Below are 18,931 nucleotides of genomic sequence, written 5' to 3' on the forward strand. Positions count from 1 at the left end.
ACATCATGAGCAAAACTTCCACCCCGAGAGGGGATGCCGTTCTGGCCCGCTTGGCGCTGCTTGCGCTGGTGGTCGGCGGCGCCATGCTGCTGGCCTTCGTGATCACCGTGCCCATGGAGATCGGTCAGCAGTTCCTGTTCTCCGCGGTGGTGTTCCTGATCGCCCTGTGCCTGCGCAACCGCGAAAGCCGGTTGATCCCGCTGGTGTTGATGGGCCTGTCGCTGGTGATGTCCACGCGCTACATGTACTGGCGCCTGACCGACACGATGGGCATGAGCAGCTTCGTCGATCTCACTCTGGGCCTGGGCCTGGTGGCCGCCGAGGTGTACTCGTTCATCGTGCTGGTGCTGGGCTACTTCCAGGTGGCCTGGCCGCTGCATCGCAAGCCGATGCCGTTGCCCGAAGACCAGTCGCTGTGGCCCACCGTGGATGTGCTCATCCCGACCTACAACGAGCCGCTGTCGGTGGTACGCACCACCGTGCTGGCGGCCACCGTGCTGGACTGGCCGGCGGACAAGCTCAACATCTACCTGCTCGATGACGGCCGCCGCGAGGAATTCCGCGAATTCTGCGACGAGGTCGGGGTGAAGTACATCACCCGCACCAACAACAATCACGCCAAGGCCGGCAATATCAATGCGGCGTTGAAGAAGACCAGCGGCGAGTACGTGGCGATCTTCGACTGCGACCACATGCCGACCCGCTCGTTCCTGCAGATGTCGATGGGCTGGTTCCTGTTCGACGAGAAGATGGCCGTGGTGCAGACGCCCCACTACTTCTTCTCGGCCGATCCGTTCGAGCGCAACCTGGGCAACTTCGGGCGCGTGCCCAACGAAGGCGAGCTGTTCTACGGCCTGCTGCAGGATGGCAACGACCAGTGGAACGCGACCTTCTTCTGTGGCTCCTGCGCGGTGATCAAGCGCGGACCGCTGGAGGAAGTGGGTGGCGTGGCCGTCGAAACCGTCACCGAGGATGCGCACACCGCGATCCGTCTGCACCGTGCCGGCTACCGCAGTGCCTACATCCCGGTGCCGCAGGCGGCCGGCCTGGCCACCGAGAGCCTGTCGGCACACGTCGGCCAGCGCATCCGCTGGGCCCGTGGCATGGCGCAGATCCTGCGGGTGGACAACCCCATGTTCGCCAAGGGGCTGAGCCTGATGCAGCGCATCTGCTACACCAACGCGATGCTGCACTTCTTCTACGGCCTGCCACGGATCATCTTCCTGACCGCGCCGCTGGCCTTCCTGTTCTTCGGCGCCCACGTCATCCACGCCTCGGCGCTGATGATCCTGGCCTACGCGCTGCCGCACATCGTGATGGCCAACCTGACCAACCTGCGCGTGCAGGGCAAGCATCGCCATCTGCTGTGGAACGAGGTCTACGAGACCACGCTGGCCTGGTACATCCTGCGCCCGACCCTGATGGCGGTGATCAATCCGAAGCTGGGCAAGTTCAACGTGACGGCCAAGGGGGGCCTGGTCCAGCGCAGCTACTTCGATGCGCAGATCGCCCGCCCGTACCTGCTGCTGCTGTTGTTGAACCTGCTGGGCGTGGTGGCCGGCATCGTGCGGATGGTGATGGCCGATACCAGCGGCGAGGTCAATACGATCTGGTTGAACCTGGGCTGGACCGTCTACAACATGATCATGCTGGGCGCGGTCATCGCTACCTCCAGCGAACAGCGCCAGATCCGCCGCTCGCACCGCGTGCCGCTGAACATGCGGGCAGTCCTGCACCTGCCCGATGGCCAGGCGTTGCCGTGCCGCACGCTGAACTTCTCCACCGGTGGCATGGCGCTGCGGCTGGACCAGTCCCAGCCCGTGCAGCCGGGTACGTACGTGGAGGTTGAACTGGCCCATCGCCAGCGCAGCGAGCGCCTGCCGGCCGAAGTGCGGCACGATCGCGACGACCAGGGCATCAGCATCCAGTTCGGCGAGCTGACCTTGGAGCAGGAACGCTGGCTGGTCACCTCCACCTTCGCCCGTGCCGATATCTGGGTAAAGCTGTGGGGTCGCCATGACCGCGATACGTTCCTGCGTTCCACCACCGACGTCCTCAAGGCCAGCATGCGCGGCTTCCACCGCCTGGGCAGTTTCGTTCTTGCGGGAGGCCGCAAGGATGGCCCCACCCCGCCGCGCACCGGAGATTCCGCATGACCCGTCGTGACCGTTCCCTGTTCCGCCCGGTGCGCGTGCCGCGCCCGTCCGCCGCAGCGGTGGCGTTCACCCTGACCCTGCTGTGTGGCGCGGTCTACGCGCAGGATCCTGCGGTACCCGCAACGGCCACGCCCGTCGCCGCACCCGCCGATGCCGCCCCGGCAGTGCCCGTGCCGCCTGCCGCGCCAGCGGCTGGTTCGCGGCAGAGCCGCTCCACGCTCAAGCAGCTGGGCATCGATTACGAGATCACCCTGCGCGGCATCCAGGGCACCGCGGGCGTGCCGTTCTCGGTGCGCAACGACCAGGTGGTCGATCGCGCCTCGCTGCATCTGAAATACAGCTATTCACCGGCGCTGTTGCCGGATCTGTCGCACCTGAAGGTCACCGTCAACGACGTCACCGTGGCGACGTTGCCCACGCCGGTCGAGCAGGCCGGGCGGATGATCGAGCGCGACATCGATATCGATCCGCGCATGATCATCGATTACAACCGCATCAACCTGCAGTTGATCGGCCACTACACCCGCGAATGCGAGGATCCGGACCACACCAGCCTGTGGGCCAACATCGACGCCGGCAGCTATCTGGAACTGGGCTGGGCGCCGCTGCAGCTGACCAATGATCTGTCGCTGCTGCCGGTGCCGTTCTTCGATGCCCGTGATACCAACCGGCTCGAACTGCCGTTCGTGTTCACCGGTCAGCCGGGGCAGGCGCTGCTGCAGTCGGCCGGTATCGTCTCTTCGTGGTTCGGCGCGCTGGCGGGCTATCGCGGTGCGCTGTTCCCGGCCTCGATCGATACCGTGCCGCTGGAAGGCAACGCGGTGGTCGTGGCCACCCCGCGCAACCCGCCGGCCGGCCTGGTGCTGCCCGACATCAGCGGGCCGACCCTGGCCGTGATCGCCAATCCGAACGATGCCAACGGCAAGTTGTTGCTGGTGCTCGGCCGCGATGACGGTGAGCTGCGCATCGCGGCCACCGCGCTGACCCTGGGCACGCCGTTGTCCGGGCCGACCGCCAGCATCGGCGATTTCAAGGAGATCGCGCCGCGCAAGCCGTACGACGCGCCAAAGTGGGTGCCCAGCGATCGCCCGGTGCGAGTCTCCGAACTGGTCCAGCAGACCAGCGAGTTGAATGTGGTCGGTTACCACCCGGACCTGATCCGGATCGGCCTGCAGCTGCCGCCGGATCTGTTCACGTGGCGCCGTGATGGCATCCCGCTGGATCTGCGCTACCGCTACACGCTGCCGGAAGGCGCGAACAAGTCGGCGCTGAACATCAGCATCAACGATGCCTTCGTCACCACGCTGCCCTTGAACGGCCGCCCGGCACCGCGCTCGGTGTCGGAGATGCTGTGGAACAAGATGAAGGCGCCGGGCGTGATGCCGATCCAGCAGAAGGTGATGCTGCCGACCGGGCCGTTCTCGTCCAACAGCCAGCTGCGCTTCCATTTCTTCTTTGATCGCCCGCAGGCGGCCGAATGCAAGAACACCTTCCCGGATGTGTCCGCGGCGATCGACGGCGACACCAGCATCGATCTGAGCGGTTTCGACCATTACATGGCGATGCCCAACCTGGCCGCCTTCGGCAACGCCGGTTATCCGTTCACGCGTCTGGCCGATCTGTCCGAGACCGTGCTGGTGCTGCCCAACAACCCCAACGCCGATGACGTCGGCAACGTGCTGACCCTGCTCGGCCGCATGGGTGCCTCGACCGGTTACCCGGCGCTGCGCAACCGCATCATCGCTGCCGGCCAGGTAGGCGAGCACGCCGACCAGGATCTGGTCGTGCTGGGGTCGCGTCGCAGCCAGCCGCTGTTCGGCGAGTGGGCCGCGCACCTGCCGATCGGCGAGGCGGGGCAGTCGCGCCGTTTCCAGCTGTCGGACTGGGTGTTCGAGCGGATGCCCTCGTTCCTGTCGCCGGATGCGCGCCGTACCGATCTGCCGACCACCGCCGAAGTGTCGGTGCGTCCGGATGCTGGCGATGTCGTGCTGATGGGCTTCGAGTCGCCCCTGCGCAAGGGGCGCAGCGTGATCGCGGTGATGGCCGATGATCCGGCGCAGGTCAACCGCCTGTTCGAGGCGTGGTTCGACCCGGACCGCCTGCGTGATTTCCAGGGCAGCGTGGTGCTGCTGCAGAAGGACAAGGTGCGCAGCCTGGCCGGCAACCAGACGTATTACGTCGGCCACCTGCCGCCGCTGACCTGGCTGCGCTGGTACTTCTCGCAGAGTCCGCTGCTGTTGGCTGGCTTCGTCGGTCTGGCCTGCCTGCTGTTGGCCCTGATCGCGCGCTGGCTGCTCAAGCGCAACGCCAAGTCCCGCATCGGGCTGTCAGGCTGAGCATGCGCGACACGTCCGTCCCCGCGCCGGCGCTCGCGCGCCGCCGCTTTCTGCAGGCACTCGCGGCAGCCGGTGCTGCCGCCGCGTTGCCGCTGGACGCATGGGCGCAGGCCTGTGGCACGCCGTGGCGTGAGTGGCGCACGTTCGTGGATCGGCACATCGAGCCGGACGGGCGCGTGGTCGATCACCTCAACACGGACCTGCGCAGCACCTCCGAATCGCAGTCCTACGGGTTGTTCTTCGCGCTGGTCGACAACGATCCGGTGCTGTTCGACCGCATCCTGGCCTGGACCCGCCGCCACCTCTGCCGCGGCCGCGCCGATCTCAATCTGCCGGCGTGGCTGTGGGGCCGGGCCGCCGACGGCCAGTTCCGCGTGCTCGACCCCAACACCGCCTCCGATGGTGAGTTGTGGATCGCTTATGCGCTGCTTGAAGCCGGCCGCCTGTGGAAGCGCCCGGGCCTGGTCGAGGCCGGGCGGCAGACGCTCGCGCTGATGCGCACGGCCGAAATCGTCGAGCTGCCCGGATTCGGGCCGATGCTGCTGCCCGGCAACCGCGGCTTCGTGCAGGCCGACCGCTGGACGCTCAACCCCAGTTACCTGCCGCTGTTCGTGCTGCGCCGCTTCGCCGCCGTCGATGCACGCGGTCCGTGGGCGCGGCTGGCCGAGCGCAGCGTGGCGATGACCCGCGCCAGCGCCCCGGTCGGGTTCGCGCCGGACTGGATCGCCTGGAACGGCAAGGCCTTCGTGGTCGACGCCGGCAAGGGCGCGCTCGGCAGCTACGATGCCATCCGCTGCTACCTCTGGGCCGGGATGACCGACCCGGCCGATCCGCTGCGGCGCAGCTTGCTTGATGGCCTGTCCGGCCCGCTGTCGATGCTGCGCGCGCAGACCGGCTTCGCCGAGAAGATCGACACGCGTCTGGGGGTCGGCACCGGCGCACCCTCGCCGGGCTTTGCCGCCGCACTGCTGCCGTATCTCAGTGCGCTTGGCCAGCCTGCACTGGCCAAGGCACAGCTGGCGCGGATCCCGACCGGCACCCTCAACTATTACGATCGTGCCCTGGTGCTGTTCGGCAAGGGCTGGATGGATCGCCGCTACCGTTTTTCTGCCGATGGGCGACTGCTGCCCGCGTGGAGTTCGCCATGTTCCGCAAGACCCTGACCCCCCTTTGCCTGGTTGGCCTGTGCGTGTTGACCGTGCCGGCCTTCGCGCAGAACGCATCGTCCACGCAGCAGCTGGTCAGCCAGGGCAATTACTGGCAGGACCAGGGCCGTGAGGATCTGGCGGCCGATGCCTGGCGCAAGCTGCTGGCGACCGATCCCAACCAGGCCGACGCACTGCTCGGCCTGGGCCTGATCGACCTCAACCAGGGCCGCCGTGCCGAGGCACAGAAGCGGCTGCAGCAGCTGCAGGCACGCCACCCGTCCTCGGCGCAGACCACGCGCCTGCGCATGGCGCTTGGTGGCGGCGGCGGTGGCAACCAGCTGCAGACCGCGCGCCGTGCGGCGGCGGCCGGTCGATACGTCGAGGCGGTACGCGCCTATGACGAGGCCTTCGGTGCGGGCGGCCCGCCCAACGATCTGGCGCTGGAGTACTACCAGGTGCTGGCCGGTACGCCGGAAGGCTGGACGCGCGCGCGCGATGGCCTGCGCCGTATCGCCACCGGCAACAACAACCCGGCCAAGCTTGCACTGGCCCAGGTGCTGACCTACCGCGAGCCGACCCGCCGCGAGGGCATCGCCCAGCTGCGTACGCTCAGCCAGGCCACCGACACCGCCGGCCCCGCGCGTGCGGCCTGGCGCCAGGCGCTGCTGTGGCTCAACGCCACCACCGCCGATGCCGGGCTGTACCAGGCCTTCCTGGACGTGGTGCCGAATGATCGTGAAGTGGCGGCCAAGCAGGCGCAGCTGCGCGAGCAGGCCGTGGCCAACCGTCCCGTGCCGCAGGATCCGAACCAGCGCCTGCTCGGCGAGGGCTTCCGCGCGCTGGACGGTAACAATCTGGCGCAGGCCGAAGCGCGCTTTGCGCAGGTACTGCGCGCGCGGCCGCGCGATGCCGAGGCACTCGGTGGGCTGGGTTCGGTACGTCTGCGCCAGGAACGTTTCGGCGAAGCCAATGAACTGCTGCGCCCGGCGGCTGCGATCAACGGCAAGTGGCGCAGCGCGGCCGATGCCGCGCGCTACTGGCTGACCCTGCAGGAGGTGCGTCGCCAGCCCAGCGGCGATGCCATCGCCCGTGTGCAGCAGGTCATCGCGCTGCAGCCCAAGGAGCCCGCCGGCTATGTCGCGCTGGCCGACCTGCAGAGCGGCAGCGATCCGGCCGCGGCCGAGCGCAGCTACCGCAAGGCACTGGAACTGGATGCCGGCAACGCCGGTGCGCTGCAGGGCCTGGTCGGCCTGCTCGGCCGTCTCGGCCGCGCCGATGAAGCGGCCGCGTTGTTCGACCGGCTGACCCCGGCCCAGCAGGAAAGCGCCGGTGGCCAGTCCGTGCTGCGTGCCAACCTCGCCCGCGCGCGCGCGCAGCAGGCGCTGGCCGAGGGCAGCATCGAGATGGCGCAGATCGAATTGGAAGACGCGCTGCTGGTGCAGCCGCGCGATCCGTGGCTGCGGCTTGAACTGGCGCGGCTGTACACGCGCGCGGGCCGTCCGGACCAGGCCAACGGTGTGATCGAAGGGCTGCGCGCGCTGGACGACAGCTCGCCAACGTCGCTGTATGCGCAGGCCCTGTTCGCCCAGGAAAGCAGTGATTGGCCGCGGGCCTATGCGCTGCTCGAACGCATTCCCACCGCCTCGCGGGATTCTGAAATGACTGCGCTGCATGACACCGCGTGGGTGCAGGTGCAGGCCGCCCAGGCGCGCTCGCTCATGCAGCGCCAGCGCAGTGGCGAAGCGCAGCTGTTGCTGGCCCGCGCCGAAGCCGCACTCGGCGACCGGGTCAAGAATCCGTCCATCGTGGCCGCGTTGGCCGGTGCCTACGCCGACATCGGCAGCCAGCAGCGCGCCCTCGTGCTCGCGCAGCGCCTGATCGAAGGCGGTTCGCCCAGCGTCGACAATCGCCTGGAATATGCCTCGGTGCTGTTGCGCGCCGGTCGCGATGGCGAAGTCGCCGCGATCCTGCGCCAGCTCGCCGACGTGCCGCTCTCGGCGAGCCAGCAGACCCGCTTGAACGATCTGCGCAGCGGTTACGTGCTGCGCCAGGTCGATGCGCTGCGTGAGCTGGGCAATCTGGAAGGTGCATATGCGGTGCTGGCCCCGGCCTTGGCCGAGCGCCCGCAGGATCCGCGCAACATCGCTGCGCTGGCACGGCTGTACGCCGCCGCGGGCGACAACGGCCAGGCGCTGGCGCTGTATCAGCAGCAGCTGCAGTTGGCGCCGGGCGATCTGGATGCGATGGTCGCCGCTGCCGGCAGTGCCGCGGCGATGCGCGACATGGACCTGGCCGAACAGTATCTGGAGCGCGCGCTGAAGCAGGCGCCGGAATCGCCGGATGTGTTGGCGGCTGCAGGGCGCGTGTATCGCGCGGCCGGCAAGAACCGCCGCGCTGAAAGCTACTTCCGCGCGTCGCTGGCGGCTGCTGCGAAGGGCAGCGGCCAGCTCGACAACGGCTACCCGCAGGCCAGCACCGCGATGCTGGCAGGCGGTGGCAGCTTCAATCCGTTCGCCGGTCTCAACCGTGGCGGTGGCACCCGTACCGCGGCGCTGCGTGACGGCGGTCTGCCGCTGCCGGCGGCGACGGCCCGTCTGGCTGCCGAACCCCTGCCGATGGACGCCGGCCCGTCGATGGGCATGAGCCTGGGCCCGGCAAGCGTCACCCCGGTGATCGATGCCGATGGTCTGCCGGAACCGGTCATGGCCACGGCCGCGGCCAGCGGCGGTGTCGCCCTGCCGTTGCCGGTGCCCGGCTCGCGTCAGGTGCCCAGCCAGGCGAGCGCGCCGCGCGCCTCGCGCAATACCGCGCTTGGCCCACTGCCGCCGGCCACCACCGGCAACGGCGTGCTGGATGAACTGCGCGCGCTCAAGGCCGAGAACAGCAGCAGCCTGGCCGTGGGCGCGGCGTATCGCACCCGCGCCGGCGAAGCCGGCATGGGCCAACTCGATGACCTGCAGGTGCCGCTGGAGGGGCAGTTCGCGGTCGGCGACGGCAAGCTCAAGGTCACGGTCACGCCGACCGTGCTCGATGCCGGTCGCCCGGATCCCGAATACACCAGCGCCAGCCGCTTCGGCGGTGGCCCGCAGGCCGCCTTGGCCGGCGCACTGGCGGCTGATCGCACGCCGGTCGATGACCTGGTCGGCTCGTCGCTCTACCAGACGCTGCTGACCCGAGGCGAGAGCAACGCGACCCGCAATCTGATCTACGACCGCGCACTGGACAACGGCCGTTACCAGGAACTGTTCAACCAGACCGATGGCTCGCTGACGCAGGCCGAACGTGCGGCGGCCGCGCGTGCGCTGCTGTTCGCCGATCCGCTGCCCAGCTACATCCTCAGCCGCGATCTGGCCAATACGCCGATCAGCGATATCGCCACGCAGGTGTTGGGCAACGCAGGCCTGGTGCGCGGGCTGAGCGCGGCCGAGCAGGCGCAGCTCAAGACCCTGTCCCAGGGCGGTGGTGGATCGCAGACCCCACAGGCCTTCCAGGACACCCTGTACGCGATGGTGGCCAATGCGGCCGGCTCGCAACGGATGAGCTCGCAGGATGCCAGCGGTGCCGGCGTCTCGGTGGGTTACGAACGTGGTGGCTTCCACGCGGATGTCGGCAGCACGCCGCTCGGCTTCGATGACACCCAGATCGTCGGCGGCATCGGCTACCGCGGCCAGATCGGCGATGCGCTGACCTGGTCCGGCGAAGCCTCGCGCCGCGCCGTGACCGACAGCCTGCTGTCGTTCGCCGGTGTGGAAGACGGACGCAACGGGCTGCGCTGGGGCGGGGTGACCGCCAGCGGCGCCAAGCTCGCCGCGACCGTCGACAACGGTCAGTTGGGCGGCTACGCCAGTGCGTCGTGGCACCGCCTGGAAGGCGAGAACGTGGCCGACAACGATCGCCAGGAAGTCGGCGTGGGGGTGTACGTACACGCGCTGGAAACCACCAACCAGTCGCTGACCGCCGGCCTGAACCTGACCGCGATGCAGTACGACCGCAACCTCAGCGGCTTCACCTACGGGCATGGCGGCTACTTCAGCCCGCAGCGTTATGTGGATGTCGGCTTCCCGGTGCACTGGAATGGCCGCACCGCCAGCGGCCGCGTGGCCTGGCAGCTGGATACCAGCGTCGGCGTGCAGCACTTCAAGGAAGAGGCCGCGCCGTACTTCCCGACCGATCCGGCGATGCAGCAGGCCGCCTACGATGCCGCCTCGATGGCCGCGCTGCTGGGCCTGACCACCGAGTACGTCGATCCGGTCTACACCGGCCAGACCAAGACCGGCGTGTCCTACAACCTCAGCGCCGCCGCCGAATGGCAGCTGTCCTCGCAGCTGTTCCTGGGTGGGCGCATGGAGTTCAACAACGCGCGTGACTACCGGCAGTTCGGCACCAGCCTGTACCTGCGCTTCCTGCTCGACCGCCTCGGCGCCGGGCTGGGCAAGCAGCCGCAGCCGCTGCGTTCGCCGTACGCGTCGGGTGAATGATCGCCGTCATGCGCTGATGACCGGCCCGCTGCCAGGCTTTACCTGGCCGCGGGTGTCCCGCAGGCTTGGCCCGTTCCTGCTGCGAAGAGGCTGATGTCCCGTGACTGATTCCCCATCGTTCCACCCGATGCGCCGCCGCCTGCTGCAGGCGCTGGCCGTGACCCCATTGTTGGCGTGTTCTGCCAACGGTCCAGCGCGTGGCCCCGGCCCGTGGACGGCGTGGCAGGTGATGCGCGCCTCCAGCGTGACCCCGGACGGCCGCATGGTCGACCACAACAACGCCGACCAGCGCTCGACCTCCGAAGGCCAGTCCTACGCGCTGTTCTTCGCGCTGGTGGACAACGATCAGACGCTGTTCGACCGCATCCTGCGCTGGACCGAGGACAACCTCGCCGGCGGCAGCATGGCCCAGCGCCTGCCGGCCTGGCTGTGGGGGCGCGATGCCGCCGCCAGCGCCTGGAAGGTGCTGGACGACAACCCGGCCAGCGACTCGGACGTGTGGCTGGCCTACACCCTGCACGAAGCGGCCCGGTTGTGGAAACGGCCCGCACTGCGGCAGACCGCCGAGGCGATGCTGGCCGCGATCCTGGCCCAGGAAGTGGTGAATGTGCCGGGCCTGGGCACGATGCTGATGCCGGGGCCGAACGGGTTTGCGACCGAAGACACCTGGCGCTTCAATCCCAGCTACGTCCCACTGCCGCTGCTGCGCCGGTTCGCCGCACTGGACCCGACCGGGCCGTGGACCACCGTGATCGGCAACAGCATGCGTCTGTTGCGCGACACCGCACCGCACGGCTTTGCGCCGGACTGGACCGCATGGCGCGACGGCAGCTTCATCGCCGACCCCGACAAGGGCCCGCTCGGCAGTTATGACGCGATCCGCTGTTACCTGTGGGCGGGCATGACCGCGGTCAACGATCACAGCTTCCGCCCGGTGCTGGAGGCGCTGCACGGCCCGCTGACGGTGTTGCGCGACGGCCAGCTGATACCCGAGAAGGTCAACACACTCACCGGCGCGCGCGAGGGCACCGGCAACTACGGTTTCGAGGCGGCGTTGGTCCCGTACCTGCAGGCGCAGGGTGAAGTGGACCGGGCAAAGGCGATGGTGGCTGGCCTGCCCACACCGGAGCAGCAGCGTGCCGCGCCGCCGCGCTATTACGAGCAGGTGCTCAGCCTGTTTGCGCTGGGCTGGTACGAAGGTCGCTATCGCTTCGCCGCCGACGGCCAATTGCGGCCGGCCTGGGCCTGATCCGCCGCCTACCGACCGCGGGTCGGTAGGCACACCCTCATTCCAGCGCGTAACGCAGCACGAACAGCCCGGCCACCAGCCACACCGCCGGGTGCACCTCGCGCCAGCGCCCGGTGCCGGCCTTGAGCACCGCGTAGGCGATGAAGCCGAAGGCCAGACCATTGGCGATGGAGTAGGTGAACGGCATCGCCAACGCGCACAGCGCGGCCGGCACCGATTCGGTCAGGTCGCCCCAGTCCACATCGACCAGCTCACGCAGCATCAGCCCGGCCACGAACAGCAGGGCAGGCGCGGTGGCGTAGCCGGGCACCATCGCCGCCAGCGGCGAGAACAACAGGGCGGCCAGGAACAGCGCGGCCACCACCAACGCGGTCAACCCGGTGCGGCCACCGGCCTGCACGCCCGACGCGCTTTCAGCGAAGGCGGTGGTGCTGCTGGTCCCGAGCAGCGAGCCGGCCACGATCGCCGTGCTGTCGGCCAGCAACGCACGGCCGAAGCGCTTCTGTGCGCCCGGTAGTTTCAGCAGCCCCGCGCGACCGACCACGCCGTACAGCGTGCCGGTGGCATCGAACACTTCCACCAGCACGAACACCAGCACCACCTGCAGCAACACCGCGATCGGCGCGCCGCCGTCGTGGTGCAGCAGGCCGGGCAGGTCCAGCTGCAGGAAGGTCGGGGCCAGACTCGGCGGCAGCGAGATCAGGCCGTGGAACTGCACATCACCCAGCAGCCAGGCGGCACCGGTCACGGCCAGGATTCCGATCAGGATCGCACCGCGCACCTTGCGCGCCTCCAGGATCGCGATCAGCAGGAAGCCGGCCAGCGCCAGCAGCGGTGGCGCGGTGTTGAGCGGACCGAGTGCGACCAGCGTGTCGGTGTTGGCGATGATCACGCCGGATTTCTGCAGCGCGATGATCGCCAGGAACAGCCCGATGCCGGCCACGATCGCCGCACGCAGCGAGGGCGGGATGCCCGCCACCAGCCACGCGCGTACGCCAGTGAGCGACAACACCAGGAACACCAGACCGGATATGAAGACGGCGGCCAACGCCTGCTGCCAGGGCAGGCCGGCGGCACCGACCACGGTGAAGGCGAAAAACGCATTCAAGCCCATGCCCGGGGCCATGCCGACCGGGAAGTTGGCGGCGAACGCCATCACCATCGAGCCCAGTGCAGCGGCCAGGCAGGTGGCGACGAATACCGCACCCGGGTCCATGCCGGTGGTGCCCAGGATGTCCGGGTTGACGAACACGATGTAGGACATCGTCAGGAAGGTGGTCAGGCCGGCCAGCAGTTCGGTGCGCACGGAGGTGCCGTGCTGCTGCAGCTGGAACAGGCGCTCGGGGAGGGACATGGTGGTTATCTCGCGACGATAAGGCGTCACGACCAACGGTCGTGACCTACCGGAATGCAAACGGCCGCGCAGTGCGCGGCCGTTTTTCCTTTCTTATTTCAGCGCCTTGAAGCGCAGGCGCTTCGGCGCGGCGTCGTCGCCCATGCGGCGGCGCTTGTCTTCTTCGTACTCGCGGTAGTTGCCCTGGAAGAACTCCACGTGCGAATCGCCTTCGAACGCCAGGATGTGGGTCGCGATGCGATCCAGGAACCAGCGGTCATGCGAAATCACGAAGGTGTTGCCCGGGAACTCCAGCAGCGCATCTTCCAGCGCACGCAGGGTTTCGATGTCCAGATCGTTGGACGGTTCATCGAGCAGCAGCACGTTGCCACCCTGCAGCAGGGTCTTGGCCATGTGCAGGCGGCCACGCTCACCACCGGAGAGCGAGCCGACCAGCTTCTGCTGATCCTGGCCCTTGAAGTTGAAGCGGCCGATGTAAGCGCGCGACTGGATCTCCACCCCGTTGATGTTGAGGATGTCCAGGCCGCCAGCGATTTCCTGGAAGACGTTGTGGTTGCCTTCCAGCGCGTCGCGGCTCTGATCCACGTAGGACAGCTTGACGGTCGGGCCGACCACGATCTCGCCGGTATCCGGCTTTTCCTGGCCGGTGATCATCTTGAACAGGGTCGACTTACCGGCACCGTTGGGGCCGATGATGCCGACGATCGCGCCACCCGGGACCAGGAAGTTGAGGTTGTCGAACAGCAGGCGATCGCCGAACTTCTTGGAGACGTTCTTGAATTCCATCACCGCATTGCCCAGGCGCTCGCCCGGCGGGATGAAGATTTCATTGGTCTCGTTGCGCTTCTGGTAATCCACCGACTGCAGCTCTTCCAGGCGGGCCAGACGGGCCTTGCCCTTGGTGCGGCCGCCCTTGGCGTTCTGGCGCGACCACTCCAGTTCCTTCTGGATCGCCTTCTGGCGGGACTTCTCCTGGTTGTCTTCCTGACGCAGGCGGTCGTCCTTCTGGGTCAGCCAGTCGGTGTAGTTGCCCTTCCACGGAATGCCGCGGCCGCGATCCAGTTCCAGGATCCACTCGGCGGCGTTGTCCAGGAAGTAGCGATCATGGGTGACGGCCACGACGGTACCGGTGTAGCGGGCCAGGAACTGCTCCAGCCATTCCACCGACTCGGCGTCCAGATGGTTGGTCGGTTCATCGAGCAGCAGCATGTCCGGCTTCTGCAGCAGCAGGCGGCACAGCGCCACACGACGCTTTTCACCACCGGACAGGGTGCCCACGATGGCTTCCCACGGCGGCAGGCGCAGCGCGTCGGCGGCCACGTCCAGCTGGTTTTCCAGGGTGTGCGCATCGCCGGCGGCGAGGATCGCCTCCAGGCGCTCCTGTTCCTTGGCCAGCTTGTCGAAGTCGGCGCCTTCCTCGGCATAGGCCAGGTAGACGGCGTCCAGCTGGGCCTGGGCCTGCAGCACTTCGCCCACGCCTTCCTCGACGGATTCACGCACCGTCTTGGTCGGGTCCAGCTCCGGTTCCTGGGCCAGGTAGCCGACCTTGATGCCGGCCTGCGGGCGGGCTTCGCCCTCGAAATCGGTATCCACGCCGGCCATGATCTTGAGCACCGTCGACTTGCCGGAGCCGTTCAGGCCCAGCAGGCCGATCTTGGCACCGGGGAAGAACGACAGCGAGATGTCCTTGATGATCTGCCGCTTGGGCGGGACCACCTTGCTGACGCGGTTCATGGTGTAGATGTATTGCGAGGACATGAGCTCTCCGAAGGCGCAACCCTGCGCCCGTTCCGGACGGAACAGGAACAGAAGAAGAAAAGGATGGGCCAATTATAGCCGGAAGCGATCAGGGCCGCCGGGAGCCAAGGTGCCCGGGGCTTGCCGCCGCCTGAATGCGGGGTCAAACCCATTGAATTGGAAACCGTTTCCAGCCGGAGACCGTTCAGACGCGGTGCGCATGATGGAGCCATCAACCCACCAAGCGAGGCCAGTCATGCGCATGAATCGATTTGTGGTCGGGGCCGTTGCCTCGCTGCTGGCCTTGGGCACCGTGGCCCCGGCCTTCGCCGATGACCACCGTGGCCGCGGTCACGACCGCCGGGAGTGGCGTGATGACCGCCGCGACAACCGCCATGACCGGCACGATCGTCATGACCGTCGCGAGGTCCGCCACGACCGCCGTTACGACCGCCGTTACGACCCTCGCTACGACAACCGTGGCTACTACCGTCCGGGCCCGCCGCCGCCGCGTGTGGTCTATCGCCCGGCGCCGGGGTATGGCTCCTACGGCTGGGCGCGTGGCCACCGTTACCGTGAGTACTACGGTGGCCCGGTCTACGTGGTCAACGACTACAGCCGCTATTCGGTGCGCCGCCCGCCGCGCGACCACCACTGGATCCGCGATGATCGCGGCAACCTGCTGCTGGTCGCCATCGCCACCGGGATCATTGCGGATTACGTGATCAACCGGTAAGCAGGCCTGGCATCGCACTGACACGCTGACCGTTAGCGTTCGAACGGCACCATGACAAAGGGCCCGCGCAAGCGGGCCCTTTGTTTGAAGCAACGCGCTGTATCAGAACTGGACGGACCAGTTCAGCTGTACGCCCACATCGCGCTGGCCGTCGCCGGCGCTGGTCTGCGCCTGCAGCGACAGGCGGCTTGCCGTGGTCGGGTTGACCGCCACGCCCAGCTCGGCAAGACCCATGCTGCGCGCCAGCGGCACGGACTGCATCGCAAAGGTCGTATCACCGTTCTCGAAGCGCGCACGCGTCGTTGCCCCCAGGTCACCATCGGCATACTGCCAGCCGACCCGTGCAGTGAGCGCCGCACGGTCACGCTGCCCGCCGCTGATGTCCCACACCGCGCGCAGCGCTGCCACGCCGGTGCTCAGTTCATCGCGGTTGGCCTGCACCTGCAGCGCACTGCTGCCGCCGGTTTCGGCGATCCGGTCACTGCGCAGACGCACGTGTGCCAGTTCGATCTCCGGGGTCAGCGTCAGGGTGCGGGCCGTGAAGTCCCAGCCCGCGCGCGCGAACACGCGGGTGGCGGTGGCATCCGACCGTGCCGCCAACGACTGCGACAAGGTGCTGCCGACGGTCACCGCGCGGGTGGTGTCGATGCGGTAGTCGGTGCGGCTGACGCCACCGCGCAACCCGAAGTGTTCGCCCTGGAACTGGCCGTACACGCCGTATTCGGTGGCATCCGCGTCGGCCTTGGCCTGGCGGTCGTCCAGTCGATTGGTCAAGGTCTGCTCGCCCACCGCCACGCCCAGCAGCACGCGCTCGCTGATGCGCCAGTCGGCACCGGCCATCAGGCCCTGCTGCTGCACGCGCGAACGCGCGCCCACGCCATCGGCATCCAGGCGCAGCGAGTTGCCGCTGCCGGCCACCCACACGCCGGTGTTGCCGGCGAGGACGCCACTCACCGCGGCACCGTCCAGGCGCTGATGGATGCCATCGCGCAGGAAGCGATCCTGCAGCAGTGCGGTGCGTGCGGCGGCGTGGATTTCACCGCCCAGACTGTCGAAGGCCGGCACTACCTGTGGCACTTCCAGGCGGACGACGGCGTCATACACCGCATTGCCCGCGCCCAGCGCTTCCACCGCGCCGGCCACGGCCTTCTGGTTGGCGTTGACGACCACGTCGGGGAAGGCCAGTTCGACCTCCGGCATGGAGACGTCATTGCGCGCCATGGTCAGATAGACGTTGTTGGCGTCATAGCTCAAGGTCGGATCGAGGAACGCGAAGTTGCTGCTCACCCCGGCGAACGTGCCCGCCACACCATCACCTGCCGTCAGCACGGTGTAGCGGGTGGAGACCGCCCAGTTGCCGGCTGCCGCAACGGCCACGGTACCCGCAGTGCCCAGAGTGGCCTGTCCGGCCACCGAGACGAGGTCACTGCGGCCATCGGCGGCAACGTCCACCTGGTAGGTCGCGCTCGGGTCGAACACCAGGTCGCCGCTCATCGCCAAACGCCCGACGCTGCCAAGCTGGCGGCTGCCAGGCGACAGCACGCTGCCGCTGAGCAGGTGCGCGCTGCCCACGCTGCCGGTGCCGGCCAGCAGGGCGTTGTTGGTCATCTGGATGTCGCCGCCCAGCGCACCGGTCACCTCCAGCATGCCGCCGTTGACGACGGTGGTGCCGGTAAACGCGCTGCTGTCGCCGGTCAGGGTCAGGAAATGGCGCCCCTGGCGCAGGGTGCCGCTGCCGCTGAACTGGCCGGCGTACTGCAGCACGCGGGTGGTGTCGACGGCGAAGGTGCCGGCGTTCCCGATCTCGATGTTGCCGGTCGGCAGTGCATTGCCGGTGGCAAGCAGCGTGCCGCCTTCGATGCGGGTGTCGCCGGTGTAGGCGCTGCCGCCCAGGACCAGCGTGCCGCTGTCGTTCTTCACCAGCAGGCTGTTGCCGCTGGTATCACGCACGCCGCCGGCCAAGGTCACGCTGTTGCCAGGGGCGACCCAGACGCCGACCTCGCCGTTGAGCGCGATGATGTTGTCCAGCGTGATCGGGCTGCCCAGGCCCAGCGAGGTGCCGTCGGCCATGCGCAGCGTGCCGGTGCCCAACGCCTTGCTGGTGCCTACCGAGAGAGTGCCCTGGTCGACGTACAGGCCGCCGCTCCAGGTGCTGTCGGCACCGAGCATCAGCATGTCGGCACCGGTTTTGCGCAGGGCGCCGCTGCCGCTGAAGGCGCGGGAGGTCATCAGGTTGCTGGTCACCTCCACGGTGGAGTCCGCCGAGATCAGCACGGCACTGTCCAGGTTGAGCCACGTGTTGGCACGCAGGGTGCCGCCCGCCAGTTCGAACAGGCCCTGGCCGGTGCCAGCGGTGATGGCGACCTGACTGCTGCCGCTGTCGCCCACCGTGAGGGTGGCGTTCTGGCCGACCGTGATCGTGCCGCGGCTGGTGCTGGTCATGGCCAGGTCGATCGAGCCGGTGACCAGGGCGTTGGCACCGTCGTCGACCAGGAAGCTGCCGGTACCGTTGGTGCCCACTTTGAGGATCGTGCTCTGCCACTGGCTGTTGGTGCCGGTGACCTCGACCGCGCCGTTGCCGCCGACACGGTTGCCCAGCCACGCTTCGCCGCCGCTCAAGCGTCCGCCGTCGAACACGGTGACCGTGGCGCTGCCCAGGTCGCCGAACACCATCTGCGCGACCCCTGCATCCAGGCGGGAGCCGGTGTCGCTGATTTCCAGCGTACCCACGCCGGTGGCGGCCGAGCCGACGTAAAGGCCGCTGCCCGCCGTGGCGGTGGCGCCGCCGGACAGACGGGCCGTGCCGGTGCCGCCGTCGCCAATGCGGAGGTCGCGGGTGGTGGTCCAGCTGGCACCGTCGCTCACGACCATCAGGCCCACGCTGCCCGCGTTGACGCCGACCCGGGAGAACTGTGCAGTCACCTTCGCCCCATCGGTCACGTTCACGGTGCCGTTGCCGCCCGCACCCAGCAGCAGGGTGGCGCCGGTCGTGAAGGAGGAGGTTGCGCCGGAAACGTTGACCACGCCCACTGCCCCGAGCCCGGAGGCGATGTAGGCGTCGCTGCCGATCGCCAGCGTGCCGCCGTTGTCGACGTCGACCAGGCCCTTGCCCCAATGCCCGACGCCAATGGTCCCCAACGAGGTCCAGGTCGAACCGGCACCGCTGATGGTGGCGCGGCCGTCGGCCGTGCCGCGGGTGCCGAGGACTTCGCCGGTGCCCATGAAGATGGTGGCCGAGGTCAGCTGACCGCCGCCCTGGATCACCAGCGTGCCGATGCCGGTGTCACCCACGTGGATGTGATTGGTGGCTTCGCCCGTGGTGCCCACGATGGCGGTGCGGTTGCTGTCGATGTACGTCGCGCGGGCCAGCAGGTCGGCGGCACTGGGTTCGCCCAGCTGCCAGTTGCCGGGGGTTGCCCAGTCACTGTCGATCGTCCCGCGCCATTCATTCCACATAGGCTCCGCCGCGAACGCGACAGGCGCGATGCAGCCCAGTGCGATGGCGGTGGACAGCGCGGCCAGCTGCGGCGCGCGACGCGCGGCGGTGGACGAGGCCGCGCGGCCGCCGCGGGCGATTTCTGAAACAACCTGCACGCACTTCAGCGCGTGATTGAAGACCACGCGATACACATGATTCACAGCCAACCCCTGTTTGAATGAGACGATTCCCTGAATTGGGAATAACGGCCGCTGGTTGAACGCCTTTAGGGTCTGAAATCACAAAAAATGAACAATTC

9 protein-coding genes are annotated in these 18,931 nt (G+C 68.2%); 6 read left to right on the forward strand and 3 right to left on the reverse strand.

Annotation, left to right across the window (positions count from 1 at the left end):
* Window positions 1–5 precede the first annotated feature (5 nt).
* The 5 genes from bcsA (at window position 6) to bcsZ (ACWV8V_RS16545) (ending at window position 11,367) form a co-directional block, all read left to right on the forward strand.
* Complete coding sequence (gene bcsA / locus ACWV8V_RS16525) at window positions 6–2,156, forward strand: UDP-forming cellulose synthase catalytic subunit (protein WP_259261811.1); 2,151 nt, start codon at window positions 6–8, stop codon at window positions 2,154–2,156.
* Entirely contained in the window at window positions 2,153–4,492 is a 2,340-nt protein-coding gene (gene bcsB, locus ACWV8V_RS16530; protein WP_455900247.1) for a cellulose biosynthesis cyclic di-GMP-binding regulatory protein BcsB, read from the forward strand. Before bcsA ends, bcsB begins: the two co-directional genes overlap by 4 nt.
* A gap of 2 nt (window positions 4,493–4,494) precedes the next feature.
* Entirely contained in the window at window positions 4,495–5,655 is a 1,161-nt protein-coding gene (bcsZ, locus tag ACWV8V_RS16535) for a cellulose synthase complex periplasmic endoglucanase BcsZ (RefSeq protein WP_259261813.1), read from the forward strand.
* Window positions 5,637–10,118 carry a cellulose biosynthesis protein BcsC gene (locus tag ACWV8V_RS16540; protein WP_259261814.1) on the forward strand — a complete coding sequence of 1,494 codons (4,482 nt, stop codon included), beginning with the start codon at window positions 5,637–5,639 and terminating at the stop codon, window positions 10,116–10,118. Before bcsZ (ACWV8V_RS16535) ends, ACWV8V_RS16540 begins: the two co-directional genes overlap by 19 nt.
* A 127-nt stretch (window positions 10,119–10,245) precedes the next feature.
* A complete protein-coding gene (gene bcsZ / locus ACWV8V_RS16545; RefSeq protein WP_455900310.1) occupies window positions 10,246–11,367 on the forward strand; it encodes a cellulose synthase complex periplasmic endoglucanase BcsZ in 1,122 nt (373 codons plus the stop codon).
* Window positions 11,368–11,404: 37 nt separating this feature from the next.
* Here the strand turns inward: bcsZ (ACWV8V_RS16545) and ACWV8V_RS16550 are convergent, their stop codons facing one another.
* Together ACWV8V_RS16550 and ettA are read right to left on the reverse strand one after the other, a co-directional pair.
* Entirely contained in the window at window positions 11,405–12,721 is a 1,317-nt protein-coding gene (locus ACWV8V_RS16550; protein ID WP_152152404.1) for an NCS2 family permease, read from the reverse strand.
* Window positions 12,722–12,814: 93 nt separating this feature from the next.
* Window positions 12,815–14,479 (reverse strand): energy-dependent translational throttle protein EttA, encoded by a 1,665-nt coding sequence (ettA, locus tag ACWV8V_RS16555; RefSeq protein ID WP_121042662.1) that lies wholly within the window; start codon window positions 14,477–14,479, stop codon window positions 12,815–12,817.
* Between the two features lie 235 nt (window positions 14,480–14,714).
* On the opposite strand from ettA, the gene ACWV8V_RS16560 reads away from it, so the two are divergent.
* Window positions 14,715–15,194 (forward strand): RcnB family protein, encoded by a 480-nt coding sequence (locus ACWV8V_RS16560; RefSeq protein ID WP_259261816.1) that lies wholly within the window; start codon window positions 14,715–14,717, stop codon window positions 15,192–15,194.
* Between the two features lie 102 nt (window positions 15,195–15,296).
* On the opposite strand, the gene ACWV8V_RS16565 is transcribed toward ACWV8V_RS16560, so the two are convergent.
* On the reverse strand, window positions 15,297–18,833 hold the full coding sequence (locus ACWV8V_RS16565) for an autotransporter domain-containing protein (protein ID WP_259261817.1): 3,537 nt from the start codon (window positions 18,831–18,833) through the stop codon (window positions 15,297–15,299).
* Between the last annotated feature and the right edge of the window lie 98 nt (window positions 18,834–18,931).

The sequence above is a fragment of the Stenotrophomonas sp. Ker107b genome, from assembly GCF_053847245.1.

Bases quoted from the DNA above. Each gene is read 5' to 3' on its own strand.
- bcsA (WP_259261811.1), top strand. From the start codon at position 6: ATGAGCAAAACTTCCACCCCGAGAGGGGATGCCGTTCTGGCCCGCTTG.
- bcsB (WP_455900247.1), top strand. From the start codon at position 2,153: ATGACCCGTCGTGACCGTTCCCTGTTCCGCCCGGTGCGCGTGCCGCGC.
- bcsZ (WP_259261813.1), top strand. From the start codon at position 4,495: ATGCGCGACACGTCCGTCCCCGCGCCGGCGCTCGCGCGCCGCCGCTTT.
- ACWV8V_RS16540 (WP_259261814.1), top strand. From the start codon at position 5,637: ATGTTCCGCAAGACCCTGACCCCCCTTTGCCTGGTTGGCCTGTGCGTG.
- bcsZ (WP_455900310.1), top strand. From the start codon at position 10,246: ATGCGCCGCCGCCTGCTGCAGGCGCTGGCCGTGACCCCATTGTTGGCG.
- ACWV8V_RS16550 (WP_152152404.1), bottom strand. From the start codon at position 12,721: ATGTCCCTCCCCGAGCGCCTGTTCCAGCTGCAGCAGCACGGCACCTCC.
- ettA (WP_121042662.1), bottom strand. From the start codon at position 14,479: ATGTCCTCGCAATACATCTACACCATGAACCGCGTCAGCAAGGTGGTC.
- ACWV8V_RS16560 (WP_259261816.1), top strand. From the start codon at position 14,715: ATGCGCATGAATCGATTTGTGGTCGGGGCCGTTGCCTCGCTGCTGGCC.